Genomic DNA, 17,514 nt, shown 5'->3' with positions numbered 1-17,514 from the left:
TGACAGAGATGGCGTTATCATAGTTCTTCTAGCGAAATACGACTCCCACGACCTGACGGCTCAGCCGGATGGACGATTAATTTGCGAACGAGTCTCGCACGCAGCTCGGGAACGTGAGAGATAACACCTACAGCAAGTCGGTCTGTATGCAGCTTTTCTAGCGCACCAATCACCATATCCAACAACTCTTGGTCAAGTGTGCCGAAGCCTTCATCGAGGAAGAAAAACTCCAATGGATATTCGCCTTTCAGTTGGATCTGTGCGGACAATGCCAACGCTAATGCTAACGAGGTAAGGAAGGTTTCCCCGCCGGATAGTGTACCCACCGGGCGCTTCACCCCGCCATTCGCATCGTCACGAATGACGAAGCCACCGCCGGAGTCGACTTCAATGCCATAACGTCGACGAGTCAACTCTCCCAGCCGCTCAGATGCTGCACGACTCACCTGCATTAACTGCTCTTCGGCGAGATACTCGACGAAGGCATTAGCCTTGAGCACGGCTTGCAGCTTGCCAAGCCGCTCCAGCTGCGTCGCCTGCTCCGTGCGCTGCGCTTCGAGCTCGCACCAGCGCAAGTGCCGCGCAGCGAGCTCGCTTGCGCCCTGCGCCGCCTTGGCCCGCGCCTCCAGCGCGGCCTCAGCGCCAGCCTTCGCTTCGCTCAGCTGCGCTTGCGACTGCGCCCACTCGGCCGCGCTCAACACGCGGCCCTGCAGCTTCGCTGCCAGCTGCGCCAGCTGAGCGCGCAGCGACTGCTCCCGCTCGCGGTGCTCAGCCGCGAGCTGCACCCATGCGCTGCGCTGCTCAGGCGCCAGCGCAGCGGCTTCTGCGGCTTCGCGCGACGCGAAGCCGCCTCTCTCGAGCGCGTCAGCGAGCGCGCGCTCGGTTTGCACTAGCTGCCGCGCAGCGGCGGCAGCGGCTTCGGCGGCGGCGCTGTAGCGCTGCGCCGCCAGGGACTGCTCGCGCTGCGCAGCAGCGTGCGCGAGCTTGGTCTGCTGCGCGAGCTGACGCAGCTGCGCCAGCGCGGAGGTCGCCTCCGCGATGAGCTGCGGCACCGCCGCGCCAGGCGCACGCAGAGCGAGCTGCCGCGACTTGTCGGCGGCGAGCTGCGCGAGCCCTTGCAGCCGCTCATGGAGCTGCAAGGCTGTTCGATCGCGCTCCTGCGCAGCAAGCTGAAGCCGCTCGATATTAACGAGCAGCTCCTCCAGAAACGGAATGCTCTTCTCAATGCGTCCGCGCAGCTCGTCGGCTTGTCGCTCATTCTCAAGGAGCTGATGAAGCTGATCATCGACTGTATCCCATGACAGACCTGCATAATGTTCCTGCCATAGATTTCTTTGATTGTGAATGCTTTCCGTTAGACCAGTTAACCTGCTTTCAGCTTCGGTTAAAAAGCTACCAGCCGCTTGCGATTGCGTGCTTAGAACAAGTTCCTGTTGGACAAGCTCGGTATGCTCTTTGTGTAAATCACGATAACCCTGGTCACATTCCTCTACTTGTGAAGCCGCAATCTGGAGCATTGACTCCACAATCTGCCATTCCTTTTGCCAATCATTCCAACTTATATCCGCATGTGAGCTACTCCTTTGCCGAAGTGAAACCACTTCTTTGCCTACAGCCGCTTCATCCAGTGTGTATCCACCATACGCATGTTCTTCCTGCCGCATCCCTAACACTTCAGCTGGGAATGCCAACCCACTTGCCTGCTGATGCAAACTTTGCATTTTCCGACCAACTTGAGTACCTTCAAATTGTCTTTCTTTCGCTAGTCGCAGCAGTTGCTCCACTTGATCCAACAATCCCTCAGGACTGCTTGTCTCACTTGCAGCCCCGGAGATTTCATTGCTCATTCGAAGTGCAGGATGATCCGTCGCACCACAAACAGGACAGGGGTCACCCATTTCCAGTTCAGCAGCCAGCAACGCAGCTAAAGCGTGACGTTCTTGATCCTTCAGCAGTTTACGTTGTGCTTCCAACCAATCTTGCAAGCCTTTAAAGTACGTTGTAAATAAACCGTCTTGCCTCTGTATATGCTCTTCCCATGCGGCATAAGTAGTGAACCATCTAGTTAGCTTCGCATATAGGACAACCTGCTTATCCACAACCAAACCTCTGTCATGCTCCACAGATAGATATGCTTTCTTTTTGTCAGCATAATTTTTATTCGCTTCCAGCTCTTGTGACTGCAGTAGAAGTATTCCTTTTTTCTCTTGTACAGCGTTTTGTAACTGTTGTCTCTTTGTGGCATCTGTTTCTACAAGCTTTAATTGTGCTTTCAGCTCTGCTTGTTTTGCCATTGCTTTTTGTTTCGTCTCGTTTGATTTAGCAATCTCCACTTGCAAACTTGATAACGCCGACTTTACCTCAATTTCTTGTGTTTGCGTAGTTTGAATTTGGTATTGAACCTGTTCAAGCTCTTGTTGAATAACTAAAGCTTGCTCCAGCTGATCCAAACGAAGTAGTAACGGCGCTTCCTGAACGTCTAAATCTTGTTGAGCTTTGTCATAAGCTAGTGTTGCTTGTTTATAAACTGTTTCCGCGATCGCCTGAGAAGAAGTTGCTGTTTCAAGCAGCGATTGGCTTGACAACACATCTTTAGCCGCTAACTTATGCTGCTCCAAATAGGGAATAACCCGCTCCGCTTGTTCTGCGAGCTTCAGCAGCTGTTCTTTTTCAGCGATGAGCCTATCCTGTTCTCGATGCTTCCCTTGTTCAAGTTCTAGAATTTCCGATTCCTTTATCCAATGGTAGACTTGCTTATTCTCCTCATAAGCCTTCTCTTGTTGCGCCAAATGATGTCGACTGCGAACCGCTTCTTCTTCCGTCTCAAGTAGTCTTCTATTCGCTTCCTCCAACGCTGAGGAGGTCGCATCACCTAACCCTTGCTGTTCAGCAGCAAGCTGCTTAACTGCGCTGTCCGTTTCCTTTACTTTAGAGCTAACCTTAGCACTTAAATGGTCACCATAGGTTTCAAGATGGAACAGTCGCTGCAGCATTTGTCTACGATCCTTACCTGTCAAGGTCAGAAACTCAGCAAACTTCCCTTGCGGGAGAACTACAGCTCGCGTAAAGTCCTGCATCGACAGACCTAGAATGCTCTGGACCTGTTGATTGACTTCACCTGCCTTATCCGCGAGTACAACCGTTTCGCTGTCACGAATATGTAAGAGGCGTGAAATGGTTCCGTTGATTGACATCTCAGCCCCCCGCTTGAATTGCCGCTCAACTCGGTAACGTTCTGTACTCGTTGCATTCGTTAGTTCAAATGTAAAAGAAACGAACAGCGTTTGCTCCGCATGATTCATAATCGCTTGCGTGCCTCCGCTTGCTCTTTCTACTTTGCCATACAAAGAAAGAGTTATCGCATCTAAAATCGATGATTTCCCACTTCCCGTTGGCCCAAATATACCAAAAACACCCGCATCAACGAGTTGGCTAAAATCAATCGTTTGCAGCTCCCGATAGCTCTGCAAACCGGACATTTGTAGCTGGATTGGACGCATCGTGCTTTCCTCCTTTCATTACACCTTAAAGTTATCCACAAGTACTAGTTGGGGAAAAATTGAAGATTCCCGCTCACTTACTCGCCCGAAGCATCGCCTAGATCTTTTTCCTGCAACAGCTCCAAAAATAATTGAACTAACGCAGGCTCCGGCTGTGCTCCTCCCGTTTGACGGGCATAGAAGCGTGTAAAATGCTCTTCCATCGAAAAAGCTGCTTTTGGCATTGCCGCACGTACAACTTCCATTTCTGGATAGATCGGACGAATATGGACGAAGCCTTCATAGGCTTTGCGTAACGCTTGTATTTGTTCAATAGACATGGCCGAAGTCATCGTGATCTCCAGATCAATCCATGCTGTGCTATCTCTTTGCTCATCTAGCCATTGATGCACCTGACCTATGCCTTCCTTCGCCTTCCAGCTCACCAGCGGACGACCAGAGGTCAAGAAGATCTCCTGCGGCTCAGCCTCCTGCCCAGGCGCAAGATCAAGAATCGTGACAGATTTGGCTTGACCTGCTTCTGAGAAACTATAAGCGATCGGTGATCCACTATATCGAATTGGTGATGCAGCCTTCACATTTTGGGGGCGATGCAAATGACCAAGCGCGACATATTGCGCACCTGCTGTCAAAGCCGTTGTATCAACCGTATAAGCACCGCCAACTTGAATAGGACGTTCCGATTCCGTTTCATGACCGCCTAGCACATAGAGATGACTCATAATCAAATTCACGGTACCGGGCTCAAAAGATGCTGCCTGTTTACGAATCAGAGCACCGACACGCTCTGAATATTTACTGCGCAGCACTTCCTCCTCCGCAATTTCGGACAGTAATTCCTTTAATCGAGATTCCGAAGGATAAGGCAAAGCGATTAATCTAGCAAGCTCTCCAGTTCGCGCTATCCCAATGGATTGAATATCCTGAATGGGTAGACCAATCAGTGTGATACCTTGTGTTGCTGCCAAAGGACCCGAAGCCGCAAGCCGATCCGGGTGATCGTGATTGCCTGAAATGATCGCCACCTGTCTTTTACCACCATCTGCGAGCCTAGCAATACCTTCATAAAACAGCTGTTCTGCTGCCGCAGGAGGGTTCACACTGTCATAAATATCCCCAGCGATCAACACCAGATCGATCGCTTGATCCTCCACAATAGAGACAAGTTCATCCATGAACGCGATCTGCTCCTCCATCCGGCTGCGCCCTTCCAAGGCTCGTCCAAAATGCCAATCCGCTGTGTGTAAAATTCGCATGTCTCATCTCCTTTCTGAAAACCCCACGGTATCTATTAATTCTAAATAGTCATCCTACATTTCTACTAGTTTGGCACCGTCAAAAAAATAAAGGAATTTACCATGTACTGGACGCTTCCAAATATGTTCCACAGCACGTGCATATAAACTTATTTGCTTCTCATAGCGAAGCTGAAGCTCTGACTCCGTGCTGCCTCTTACAGCATCCGTCTTATAATCTACGAGAACGAGTCCCAGCTCATCTTCAAATAGACAGTCAATAACCCCTTGGATGAGCACAGTCTCGCCAAGTGTAGATGGATCCGTCTCAGAATAAACCTCATCCGCAGGCAGTCCATAACTAAATGGGACCTCTCTCTGCACATTGCGCGACTGAATCATACGTTTACCAACCGATGTCTCGAAAAATTTCAAAATAACAGGAATATCTACCACATCTCGCTGATCCTGCGTCATGGTTTGTTTATCCAGCATCTCTTGGAGAGTGGATTGGATACTTGTCTCTGTTGGCAATTCCGCTAAAGACATATTTTGCATAACGGCATGCACAACGGTCCCTTTCTCTGCTGCCGTTAGCTTTTTCTCTTCCATAAATCTCGGTCTACGCCAAATCAATGCTGCTGGCTGACTGGCCATAGGCACAGCTCCATGGCTGGAGGAGGATCCCCCGTGAACAGGCGACTCGAATTCATCTACAATGCGATTGATCTCAGATAACCGTTTCATTTCCGAAACCGTCGTTTTGGCAAAGTGTTTTGGCGCATCCGAGAAGGCATATTGCCAAGATAGACGCTCTTCTAATGCCTCTTTCCACTTCCCTGAGGTAGCGACAGCCTCTCGTTGTTTAATTGCCATGAAACGATCTCGATCTGGCTCAACTACTTCCTCTTCAAGTACATCCAGCATCTGCAGGCTATCTGGTGTTATCACAGACATCTTCCATTGCGAAGAATCACGCAGCAAGCGTACATCAGACGACCCTTCACTTATCCCAAGACGCTCACGCCACAAAGCCGCATCCGGGTGACGCAGCAAAGCAGGTCCCACCCAATCCAGATAGCTCTTTGCTTTAGCCAGCTCAAAATCAGGCAAATACCAAGCCTCTCTTGACAAGTGACGTCCCCAACCTTTTAGCAGCTTATCGAGAGATTTCACAGTGCCAAGCAAGTACAATTTCTCCCGTGCTCTCGTGAGTGCTACATAAAGGACTCGCATTTCTTCAGCCAGAAGCTCTAGTTTTAACCTCTTTTTAATCGCAAGTGAAGGTAAAGTCGGATAACTGACGCGCAGCGTCGTATCTACAAATCGCGGTCCAAAGCCCAATTCTTTATGCAATAAGAACGCTTCATTCAAATCTCGTTGATTAAACATCTTTGCCATGCCTGCCACAAAAACAACGGGAAACTCCAAGCCCTTACTCTTATGAATGGACATAATCCGTACGACATCTTCCTGTTCACCTAGCGCACGCGCGGTTCCTAGATCGCCACCGCTTTCTTTCATCCGTTCAATAAATCGTAAGAAACGGAATAAACCACGTAGCGATGTGCTTTCATATTGTCTTGCTCTATCATATAACGCTCTTAAATTCGCTTGTCTTTGCATGCCGCCAGGTAAACCGCCAGCGAAATCATAATAACCCGTTTGTCTAAAAATGCTCCAAATCAAGTCAGCAAGAGAGCCTTGTCTCGCGTCATTACGCCATTGCTCCAATTGTGCAAGAAACTGCTTCAATTTGATGAAAAGCTCATCATTCTCCGAACTTGAACTATGCTGGACTGCACGTAGTACAGACTCATAGAAAGCTACGGTTTTATCCGCAACCCGAATCTGTGCTAAATTCTCAGCTGTCAGTCCGACCATCGGAGATCTTAAAACAGCAGCCAAAGGTACGTCCTGATAGGGATTGTCAATAACCTTCAACAAGGAAAGCATCGTCTCAACTTCAGTTGCCGAGAAATAACCTGTACTAAGCTCAGCATATGCAGGAATGCCTTGTTTCTTAAGCTCATCAATCAGAATTGGTGACCAGGCTTGGGTTGCTCGCAATAAGATCACGATATCCCTGTAGGTTGCTGAGCGATCACCGCCTGTTCGTTTATCAAAAACTTGAAATGGCTCTTGACCAACTGCGCCTAACAACCCTCTAATTTGACGAGCAATTGTACGTGCTTCCAGCTGTGCAGTTTCCAGTTCTTCCGCTTCTAAGGCAGGATCTAACCCACTTTCAGTGCCCTCAGCATTTAAGTCATCCCCTAAATCGTCCGATTCCTCTGAGAATGCATCACTTTTGTCAGCTCCATCTTTTCCACGGTCAATGATCAGCATCTCAACTGAGCAATCTGAGGCAGAAGGCGGGTAACCCGCTCCATAAACCAGTTCCGCACGCTCATCATAGGCGATTTCACCGACAGTTTCATTCATCATTTGTTTGAAAATAAAGTTAACCGCATCGACGACTTGAAGTCGACTTCGGAAGTTTCTTGCTAAGTCAATTCTTCCACCACTCAGCTCAAGATCTGACGTTGCCTCTTTATTGGAACGATACGCTTTGTATTTTTCTAAGAATAAACCTGGTTCTGCCAGTCGAAACCGATAAATACTTTGTTTCACATCGCCAACCATAAAACGATTTCCTGGCTTTGAGGTTGAAATCAACTCTACAATCGCTTCTTGGACACGATTCGTATCCTGATATTCATCCAATAATACTTCAGCAAATTGTTTCCGATAGGCTTGTGCTGCTTCTGAAGGATACAATTCACCAGGCATGGAACCAGGGGCACTTAGAATTTGTAAGCAGTAATGCTCCAAATCAGCAAAGTCAATCAGACCTTTCGCTGCTTTAGCCGACTGATATCGATGTCCGAAATCAACGATAAGATCAACGAGAACATGAAGCAACGGAGCCATTTCTGCAATTTCCTGATGAAATTGTTCCGGTGTTCGTCCGAAAAGTTCTTCTTTTAATTTATTAATCTGGTCCTTAGCCTTGTTGCGCAGCTCCTTGACTTCTTCTTGCAGTCCTTTATCGAAATCATCACCTTTGCAGGCTTTGAGTTTACCGAACTCAACCGTTTGAAAACCACGATACAAGACGGACCAGGGATACGTTGTAGTTTCTATTAAATTCTGAACGAGCAGTAAATCATCTCGTAGATTTTCTATATATGGGGCAGGTCCTCCCGGGCATTCCGCGATGATGAGTGCTTGTCCTAGCAAATCCGATGCTCCTTCTAATTCCAGAGAAAGATCACGAACTAGGCTTTGCTCCCATAGCGAATAATCCACTGGCGCTGAAGCCGCGGCAACATATGGCAGTGCTTCTTCAGCTACCATTCTTACCTCATCAGCCAACTCTCTGTCCATATCGCGTTCAGGAGGCCCGAACATAGACGCCGTCCCTCTTAGCCAATGCTCTGGCCAAGGATGACTACGAGATACATCGTAAAGCTTCTGGATAAGCATCATAATCGCGTTATCGTTGCGCTCGCCGCTAAAAGAGTCAACTAAACGCCAGAAGGCGCTGTTCTCCTCACTTGCAGCATAATATTCTTCTAGCATCTCGCCGAGCAGATCCTGACGGAGCAAATCTGCTTCAGTTTCATTCGCTATACGGAAGCCAGGGTCTAATTGGATAAGACTAAAATACCGTTGAACAACCTCTAAACAAAAAGAATGCAAAGTTGTAATCGATGCCTTCCCCATCAGCGCTAATTGCTTGCGCAAGTGCTGTGAATGCGGCTGTTTCATCAATTCTTTTTCAAGTGCCTCACGAATCCGATGCTTCATTTCGGAAGCTGCCGCCTTCGTAAAGGTTGCAACGAGTAATCGGTCTACATCGATCGGCTCCCATTCATTGGAAATCCGTCGAATGATACGTTCCACGAGTACTGCCGTTTTGCCAGAGCCCGCAGCAGCGGCAACCAGCATGTTTTGCCCTTTGAGGGTGATGGCATCCCATTGATCATCCGTCCATGTACTACCGATGGGTTTAGGTTCTTGCTGTTGTGTCACCTTGTACGCTCCTTTCTACCTTCACGGCCCGCTTATCTGCGCAGCCAGCTCCGTCCAAACTTGATCCTTCGCACGCGGGCGAAAAACTTGAATTTCATTCCCTTCAAATAAGGGATCTATTTGGCAAATCGCGGTATACGAACAATGCTGGCAGGCTGACTTTTTCCCTAAACGATAAGGAGCAATATCAACATGACCATCTGTAATATTCGTCCCAATTTGTTTTACTTGTTTACGTACATATGTTCTTAATGTATCCCACTGTTCGTCTGTTGCTACCGACGAAGTCGAGTAGAAGCTTCCATCCTTCTTTAAAGCAACAGGAATGAGCTGTGAATGGCCTGAGCTGTGAATAAGCTCATCATCCATTAATCCAGCTACCTCAGCGTCTGCCGTAATCAAGCCCTTCATTTTGAAACGTTTCCGCAGCTCTTTCTCAACGGAAGCAGGATCGAGGGCATTTTTCTGTTGAAGCATCGGGTTATGCACATGGAAATACAGAACGCCCGCAGGCTTCGCTTCCACACCTAGCCACGTTTCTGCGTGTGTAAGAATAACATCCAGATACGTAAGCATCTGCAGCGAGAGACCGTAATACACCTCTGAAAGTTGCAAGGCTGTTTGACTAGATTTGTAGTCAATCACACGTAAAAGAACACCTTGCTCGCCATCTGCTCGATCTACACGGTCGATCCGGCCGATAATCTCCATCGTACATCCGTTTTCCAGCTCAAATGTCAGGGAAGGCAAATCCTTTCCTGGACCAAAATCAATTTCCAGCCCTAGAGGTTGAAATTGACCATGCTTGGCATGTTCGCCGAGTATGACGGCCGCCCTGCCAACCACTTGCTTTAGTTTTCTAGCAATATACGCATAACGACTTGAACTTAATAGAATCTCACCTTGAAGTCTCGGTGCTAGCTCATCCACCACTTGTGCAGATCTCTCCATACATTGCTCGGCAGATAGTGACCCCCAATCCAGCTGGTCATGCTGCAGCTTCTGTACGAATTGATTCAAGGCTGCGTGGAACAATTGCCCGATATCCGGTGCATCCAAACGATATACGCGACGTTCCTGTAGGCGTAATCCATGCGAAATGAAGTGAGAGAAAGGACATGCCACATACTTTTCCATACGCGAAACACTGGCACGCAAATGCTGACCATATAACTGTTTACTCGTTGTGGAGGTAAGCCCCTTCTCCTTGTTCGTATATTCCAATGCCTGCACAAGAGATTGCAGCTTCATCTGCCAGGCTGGTTGATCCACATACCAATTGTACGCATCCCACCATAGCTCTGACATACGTCCACCCAGCATCCAATGTTTCATGCGAACAGCCAAATAGGAGATCGCCTGTGTCGGATGAGCTAAATACGCTGCTTGCTCATTTTCTGACGATTCCACAGACGGTTCTGCAAGAAGCAGCGACTCTTCCGTTCCTGGAAAGAGCTGTCGCATCTGTCTAATTAGCTCCGAAGGCAATAGCGATTTCCCTTCTTCATCCGCTAACGGATAACTCATCCAAAGCCGCTTGCCTGGTACAGTCAACGATGTATAGACGATAAATTGCTCGTCCAACAGCTTCCGGCGGCTTCCATCAGCCATAGGTAAACCCGAGTCCATCAGAACACTTCGCTCCGCTTCTGTCAGCACACCCTTTTCAGCCATCTGCGCAGGAATAACCCCATCATTTACTCCTAAAATATAGGCATATCGAATCCCGCTTGAGCGAGTTCGATCCATACTGCCGATCAGCAATTGATCCATCGAAGGCGGAACTAGCCCCAGCTTCATGCTTTCCATCCCTGTTTCGATAAGACCGTTAAACATCTCCAAGGATAGTTCATCATCGCCCATGGTTTCCACCAATTGATCCAGCATATCCATCACACTGTTCCACATTTGTCCATGTTCGCGAGCTTTTTCAGGTTTTCCATCACGTGTTGCTTGCTGTGTCCATGCTTCTAGCTTCTCTGGTGCTTGAACGGATACTAATAGCTCGTAAACAGCTTCAACCTGCGCCTTAACCGTGCGGGCTTGTCCAAGACGATTGGATAATGCAAGTAATGGACGCACAACCCACGATTTACTCGTATTTAGTGCTAGAAGCTCGGCTGTTTGTTCTTGTACCTGATCCTCCGCTTGCTCCAAGTTGGCACGAAATTGATATGTCCAAGGCTTTCCGTCCGTCCATCGATAGCCTTGAATCCCGAAGGCAAGCACATAATTCTCTAATTTATCCAGCTCAGTCCTCTGCGATGTTGCACCCGGAGGCAGCAGTAAATCTGTTTTGATGCAACGGAATACAGCATCGTAATGCCAATTATGCTGAACAACTTCGAGGGCAGATCGAATGAATTCTACAAGCGGATGATGTAGAACCGAACGCTTCTGATCGAAAAAGTGAGGAATCTCATAATCCGTAAGTACCATATTTAACAGATCCTGATAGCCTTCCATATTCCGCACCATGATGGCCATTTCACGCCACCGCACGCCATGCTCGCGGACTAACTTCAGCATGTCACGCACAGCACCTTCAACCTCTGCACGGCGATGAACAGCTTCCATAATGACAAGCTGATCGGCTATATTCTCCCCTGGAGAAGTCTTATACTTAGGAGCTCCACCACCAATGCGACGATCAAAATTCTGCTCTAAATAGGCAAGTGCAGGACTATCTTCGTATCGCGGCGAACGCTCGTGAGCAAGCTGAACAACTTCAGCCGCACCAAGTCCTAGCTGCCAAATCATCTCCTGTAAACGTACCATCGTCGTCGCTGTGGGATGAAATAAATCCAACTCATCCGGTGTATCCCCTGCCTGCAATTCGCGATCCAGACATAACGTGATCGTCACTTGCTTACAAGCGGCGAATAGCGCACCAAGCACCTTGAATTCTTGTGGTGTAAACCCGTGAAACCCATCAATCCACACCGAAGCAGAGCGTAAATAACTAGAGTTGGGCACTTGCTCCGCAAGCAGCGTCAAATAATCCTCACCGTCCAAATACTGCTTGGCAAGCTCCGACTCAAACTGCCTGTAGACGAGTTGAATATCGTGCATTTTATCTCGCAGCAAGCCGTGTTCACCAAGTGTGGTCACACGCTTATTTTCATGTGTCTCTAGTTGTTCAGCTGTCACACAATAGCGCTTCATTTCTGTGAAAAGCTGGTTCAAACGGTCAACGAAGCCCATTTGCTCAGCAGAATGACCGAATAGGCGTAGCTTATCTTTGTATTTATGTAAAATGCTCGTTAACAGCAGTTTCTTACCTGTATCATCAATTGGCAGCCTCGCGGTGCCGCCTTCTTCTTGCATCACGCGCCATGCTAAACGGTGAAAGCTTAACACTTGCGCGCGGATCATTCCGCGTATACTCGGATCTGAAACTAGCGCGTGCTCCGCTTGAAATGTAGCTTGTTCAGGGACAAGCAAAATCAACGGATCACCTTCAGGTGCCGATGCCAACTGCTGTTTCATTTCTGTCAAACAGCGTTCACTCTTGCCGCTTCCGGCTCTACCAAGCACGAATCGAATGGACATTAGGGCCTCCTAACACTTTCCGTCGGAAAGCTTGCTTCGTAAGCAATTCTCGTTTTCTATCTTTCTATTCTAGCATATTTCTATGGATGAGTCGGCGTGGTAGATCATGGAGGGGGATCTGGGGGATTCAAATTAAATATATAATGCGAACGTACATTCTGTTATTGTAACATGGAAAACGAAAAACGGAAAGAAAGGCTTTGTTTAATTGTCCAAAATAAAAATCCACTGATGGAAGTAGCAGACAGACGAAAGTGTGGCTACGGTGGAAACGGTGATGAAGACTACAGTGACGTTGGGCTACACTCTGCGTGAGTTAGTCGATTTAATCGACTAACTGCTCTCGAAAACCTGCTGACGCACACAAATTAGTCGATTTTATCGACTGACTGCTCTCCAATACCTGCTATCCCACACGAGTTAGTCGATTTTATCGACTAGTTCTCCCGAAACCCGCTAACACGGCACAAAAAAGCAAAGCTAGAATAATTCCAGCTTTGCTTACTTATCAAAGATACAATTAAAAACCTACTCTTACTTGCTTCGTACTTCAAAAATCGCAAACTTTAAATAATGTCCTTCATCTACGCCTAGAATGCGAGGGTGGTCCATTCCTGCCCCACGAAACTCAATTAAGCGTAGCAGTTTCCCCGCATCCGTTGCCGCTGCATGGATCGTTTCTAGGAACAACTCAGGATGCATGTGATAGGAACAGCTAGCTGTGACAAGATATCCGCCCTCGTTCACGAGTTTCATCCCGTGCAAGTTAATATCTTTATAGCCACGGCAAGCTCCTTCAACGGCACTTTTCGTCTTAGCGAAAGCAGGCGGATCGAGAATAACAACATCCCAAGTTCGGCCACCGGTACCAACAGGCTTAGAAGTGTCTACCTTGGCTTGTCCTGCCGCACCAGCAGAAGAGCGAAGCTTACGCTCATCCAAGCCTTTCACTTGTGTACGCAAGTATTCAAAGGCATCCGCAACAACGAATTCAACGCGATCCTCGAAGCCATTCAAAGCAACGTTCGTACGCGCGCTTTCAATCGCATGCTCGGAAATATCGAGACATGTCACTTTTTTTGCACCGAATTGACAAGCATTTAACGTAAAGCTCCCTGTATGCGAGAAGCATTCCAATACAGAAGCCCCGTCCCAGAGTGGGAACGTCACTACTTTGCCGTTTGCATTAACGGGCAGCATTTGTGTTACGCCGTCCTCTTCGACTTCCGTCAAATTGATGCCGCTGCGGTGTCCCCAGCCTGTCATCAACGGTGCGATCGCTGCGCGATTCTCACGTTGATCGAAGAAATAACCCGTCTTCTGACCTTCCTCAATATCAACACGAATGCGAAGGCCATTTTCTAAAATATCAACATGCTTCGCACAATCTCCGTACAGAAGCCCCTTTGTCTGTTTCAGGCCCTCTAATTCACGAATGGAAACGTCACTACGTTCATATATCCCTGCTGGCTTCATAACTTGTACCAGCGCTTCCACAATATTGTCCCGGCAGAGGTCCATCCCCAAGGTCAAAAGCTGCACAACTAGTGTGTTCTCGAACTTATCAACAATGAGCCCTGGCAGGAAATCGGCTTCCCCATATACCAACCGATACGACTGCGCTCCTTTCACAAAACGCTGACGATGCAGGAAACAACGTGTAAATCTTTCGACGAAGAACTCAGTCGTCATCGCCTCAATCGGGTTATACGATACAATACGTACCGTCAGCTGAGAAGCTTCATTGTAATAGCCGGTTGCTAGATATTTTCCTAGGTGGTTCTGAACGGATACAAGCTGTCCAGGCACAATATCTCCGTCCGTGCGCTCGATTTCACTCTTATACACCCACGGATGTCCTTGCTCCAAACGGGGTTTGCGTTTCTTATGTAAAAATACTACTGCCATGTTCTATAGCCATCCTTTGCGTGAAACCGTTCACCTACACCATCTGGCTTGTCATGCTTGTCTGTACGGTCACATATATTGGTTGAAAACGTCACTCGCTCACGAAAAGGAGATCCTCTCATGATTCATGCTATTATTCTGCCTGTTGTTACAGGCTTTATCTTATTCCTGCTTGGGATGAAGCTGATGGAAACCTCGCTTCAAACCTGGGCAGGCCCCCGCCTCCAGCTGTGGCTGGAGCGGTTTACCCGCACACCGGTACGCGGGCTCATCACCGGCACCGTGCTGACAGCGGCGCTGCAAAGCAGCACCGCAATCACGGTCATCGCCATCGGCCTCGTCGGCGCCGGCGTCCTGTCCTTCCCGAGAACACTTGGCGTGATTCTCGGAACGAATATCGGCACGTGCCTCACCACGGAGCTGATCGGGCTCAGCTTAGGCGGCATCGGCGTGCCGATCCTGCTCGCCAGCGCCAGCGTCTGGCTGGCGAGCTGGCTGGCCGGGCCGCTGCCGCAGGCAAGCGGTCCGCGCGCTCTCAGCGCCGCGCTGCCATCCGCAGCGGCGACACTACAGCAGAACGCCGCCGAGAACAACGGCGGTCGCCAATGGCTGCGCAGCATCCGCTACGGCTCGCTTGCGGCTGCTGGCTTCTCGCTCGTGCTGCTCGGCATCGAGATCATGCAAACCATCGGGCCTGCGCTGCAGTCCCGTGGTCTCTTCACCTGGTTCGTGCACCAGGCGCAAACAAGCCTGCTCTGGGGCATCCTTGCAGGCGCAGCAGTGACCGCGCTCGTGCATAGCAGCGCAGCCGTCATCGCCATGGCGATGGGCCTCGCCGCAGCTCAGGCCCTTCCCGTCGAGCTAGGGGTAGCTATCACGATAGGCGCCAATGTCGGCACCTGTGTCACCGCGCTGATCGCCGGTATGAGCAGCTCACGCGCTGGACGATATGTTGCTTGGTCGCATATCCTGCTCAATGTCGGAGGCGCGATCCTCTTTTACCCATTTATCCACTGGCTCGTCAGTCTTTCCGCTCTACTAGCTAGTGATGCATCATCGCAAATCGCAAGGTCCCAGACCATTTTCAATATCGTAGGTTCCCTAGTTGCGCTGCCTCTCTGCTATCTTAGTATGTGGAAGCGCCTTGAGTTCCGTTCACAATAGCTACGCCTGAGCTGGTACCTAATCTTGTCGCGCCAGCTTCAATCATCGCAATCGCCGTCTCAACATCTCTTACGCCACCTGATGCTTTCACGCCAATCGTACTGGACACATTTTGACGCATCAAGCGAACATCTTCTACCGTAGCTCCACCAGGACCAAAGCCTGTCGAGGTTTTCACGAAATGAGCGCCAGCTTCTTCTGAAAGACGACAAGCCGTAGCCTTTTGCTCATCTGTAAGGAAACCCGTTTCCATGATTACCTTGACGATGGCTTTCCCTTTAACAGCATCCACAACTTGTTTAATATCAGAACGAACTGCATCCAGTTGTCCTTCCATTAGCAATCCAATTGGCAATACCGTATCGATTTCAGCCGCTCCGTTTTCAACAGCTTTAGCTGCTTCGAAGGCTTTCACTTCGCTCAAGCTCGCTCCAAGCGGGAAACCAACCACAGCAGCAACCTTAACACCCGTTCCTTCCAAAGCTTTAGCAGCTGTAGCAACAAACTGTGAATTCACACACACACTGAAAAATTGATGCTGGGCAGCTTCCTCGCACAATTTGTGAATCGCAGCTGTACTTGCATCTGCTTTCAATAGGGTATGGTCAATATAGCTAGCAATTTCTTTCGCGTTTAATGTCATCGAGTAGCACCTCATCTAATATAGTCATTTCATCCATGCCTTCTAAGCTCCCGTGTAATCGAGAAAACCTCTAACGCAGTCATTCAAAAGGAACGACCACGTGTAGAGGTAGGTAATTGCCTTAAAACTTCACTTACAAATTCACTACGCCTTCAAGAATGCGTACGAGTTGTCCCTTGCTTTCATTCACACCTGCTTCAGTAACCTTCACACGGCACACTTGACCGATCATCTCTTCTGAACCTTCAAAAACTAACTGCACATAGTTATCGGAATAACCGCTGTATAAGCCGCTATCAGGTGCACCTTTATATGTGCGCTCTGGAATAACTTCTAAGACTTGACCGACGAATTTCTGAGCATACGCTAGCTGCATTTTTTCGGAAAGATCAATCAACTCGTGTACACGGGCATTTTTGATTTCTTCATCCACTTGATCCTCCATCCGCGCGGCAGGGGTACCTGTCCGCTTGGAATAAGGGAAAACGTGCATTTCGGAGAACTTCATTTGCTCCATGAACTTGTAACCGTCACGGAACATCTCTTCCGTTTCACCCGGAAAACCAACGATAACATCTGTCGTGATTGCTACATCCGGCATAATCTCGTGCAGACGCTCAATCTTACGAGCGAACTCAGCAGTCGTATATTTCCGGCGCATACGCGCAAGCACCTGATCATCGCCAGCTTGCAACGGGATATGCAGATGACGGCACATTTTGTCCGAAGATCTCAGAACTTCAATGACTTCATCTGTAATTTGGCTAGCTTCAATGGAAGAAATTCGAATGCGCTTCAAGCCTTCAACTTTATCCAAATCCTTCAAAAGCTTCGCCAAGCTATAGTCCTCAATATCTTCGCCATAGCCCCCAGTATGAATACCTGTGAGTACGATTTCTTGATAGCCTGCTGCAACGAGCTGCTCCGCTTGCGCAATAACGCTTTGCGGTTCACGGCTGCGCATGAGTCCACGCGACCAAGGAATAATGCAGAAGGTACAGAAGTTGTTACAACCTTCTTGAATTTTTAGAAATGCACGTGTACGATCAGCAAAATCAGGCACGTCCAATTCCTCAAATTGACGAGTTTTCATGATGTTTCGAACCGCGTTAATCGGTTGACGATCCGACTCAAATTGCTTCACAAGCGGAATGATCTTCTCGCGATCCTGCGTTCCGATAACCATGTCTACACCAGGAATCGCCATAATTTCCGCTGGTGACGTTTGCGCGTAACAGCCTGTTACAGCAACAATCGCTTCAGGATTACGACGAATTGCACGACGAATCATTTGGCGACTTTTCTTATCCCCTGTATTCGTAACCGTACATGTGTTAATGACGTACACATCCGCTGTATTTTCGAAATCAACTTGCTCATAACCCTCGTTTTTGAAAAGCTGCCAAATTGCTTCTGTATCATAAAAGTTTACTTTACATCCCAGTGTATGAAACGCTACCGTTGCCATCTACGC

Annotated in this window: 8 protein-coding genes; 1 reads left to right on the top strand and 7 read right to left on the bottom strand. The window is 48.7% G+C overall.

Features of this window, described 5'->3' with window-relative positions; genetic code table 11:
- Positions 1 to 17: 17 nt before the first annotated feature.
- From AC58QG_RS23790 to AC58QG_RS23770, 5 genes are all read right to left on the bottom strand, one after another.
- Complete coding sequence (locus AC58QG_RS23790) at positions 18 to 3,500, bottom strand: AAA family ATPase (RefSeq protein ID WP_497364597.1); 3,483 nt, start codon at positions 3,498 to 3,500, stop codon at positions 18 to 20.
- Between the two features lie 77 nt (positions 3,501 to 3,577).
- Positions 3,578 to 4,756 (bottom strand): exonuclease SbcCD subunit D, encoded by a 1,179-nt coding sequence (locus tag AC58QG_RS23785; protein WP_497364596.1) that lies wholly within the window; start codon positions 4,754 to 4,756, stop codon positions 3,578 to 3,580.
- 54 nt (positions 4,757 to 4,810) lie between these two features.
- A complete protein-coding gene (gene addA / locus AC58QG_RS23780; RefSeq protein ID WP_497364595.1) occupies positions 4,811 to 8,773 on the bottom strand; it encodes a helicase-exonuclease AddAB subunit AddA in 3,963 nt (1,320 codons plus the stop codon).
- Between the two features lie 21 nt (positions 8,774 to 8,794).
- Entirely contained in the window at positions 8,795 to 12,325 is a 3,531-nt protein-coding gene (gene addB, locus AC58QG_RS23775) for a helicase-exonuclease AddAB subunit AddB (protein WP_497364594.1), read from the bottom strand.
- 534 nt (positions 12,326 to 12,859) lie between these two features.
- Positions 12,860 to 14,233 carry a class I SAM-dependent rRNA methyltransferase gene (locus AC58QG_RS23770; protein ID WP_497364593.1) on the bottom strand — a complete coding sequence of 458 codons (1,374 nt, stop codon included), beginning with the start codon at positions 14,231 to 14,233 and terminating at the stop codon, positions 12,860 to 12,862.
- A 120-nt stretch (positions 14,234 to 14,353) separates the two neighbouring features.
- On the opposite strand from AC58QG_RS23770, the gene AC58QG_RS23765 reads away from it, so the two are divergent.
- The gene (locus tag AC58QG_RS23765) at positions 14,354 to 15,397 is read left to right on the top strand and encodes a Na/Pi cotransporter family protein (RefSeq protein ID WP_497364592.1); all 1,044 of its coding nucleotides are present in this window, start codon (positions 14,354 to 14,356) and stop codon (positions 15,395 to 15,397) included.
- On the opposite strand, the gene deoC is transcribed toward AC58QG_RS23765, so the two are convergent.
- Positions 15,360 to 16,040 carry a deoxyribose-phosphate aldolase gene (deoC, locus tag AC58QG_RS23760; RefSeq protein ID WP_497364591.1) on the bottom strand — a complete coding sequence of 227 codons (681 nt, stop codon included), beginning with the start codon at positions 16,038 to 16,040 and terminating at the stop codon, positions 15,360 to 15,362. The two genes, AC58QG_RS23765 and deoC, sit on opposite strands and share 38 nt — an antisense overlap.
- Positions 16,041 to 16,173: 133 nt before the next feature.
- Positions 16,174 to 17,508 carry a tRNA (N(6)-L-threonylcarbamoyladenosine(37)-C(2))-methylthiotransferase MtaB gene (gene mtaB, locus AC58QG_RS23755; protein ID WP_497364590.1) on the bottom strand — a complete coding sequence of 445 codons (1,335 nt, stop codon included), beginning with the start codon at positions 17,506 to 17,508 and terminating at the stop codon, positions 16,174 to 16,176.
- Positions 17,509 to 17,514: the final 6 nt, after the last annotated feature.

It is taken from the genome of Paenibacillus sp. J22P169 (genome assembly GCF_059691995.1).
The sequence above is the reverse complement of the archived record's forward strand: the minus strand, read 5'-3'. Positions and strand labels throughout refer to the sequence as shown.

Excerpts from the sequence above, each read along its gene's own strand:
- AC58QG_RS23770 (WP_497364593.1), bottom strand. The coding sequence starts at position 14,233 with ATGGCAGTAGTATTTTTACATAAGAAACGCAAACCCCGTTTGGAGCAA.
- AC58QG_RS23765 (WP_497364592.1), top strand. The coding sequence starts at position 14,354 with ATGATTCATGCTATTATTCTGCCTGTTGTTACAGGCTTTATCTTATTC.
- deoC (WP_497364591.1), bottom strand. The coding sequence starts at position 16,040 with ATGACATTAAACGCGAAAGAAATTGCTAGCTATATTGACCATACCCTA.
- mtaB (WP_497364590.1), bottom strand. The coding sequence starts at position 17,508 with ATGGCAACGGTAGCGTTTCATACACTGGGATGTAAAGTAAACTTTTAT.
- AC58QG_RS23790 (WP_497364597.1), bottom strand. The coding sequence starts at position 3,500 with ATGCGTCCAATCCAGCTACAAATGTCCGGTTTGCAGAGCTATCGGGAG.
- addB (WP_497364594.1), bottom strand. The coding sequence starts at position 12,325 with ATGTCCATTCGATTCGTGCTTGGTAGAGCCGGAAGCGGCAAGAGTGAA.
- AC58QG_RS23785 (WP_497364596.1), bottom strand. The coding sequence starts at position 4,756 with ATGCGAATTTTACACACAGCGGATTGGCATTTTGGACGAGCCTTGGAA.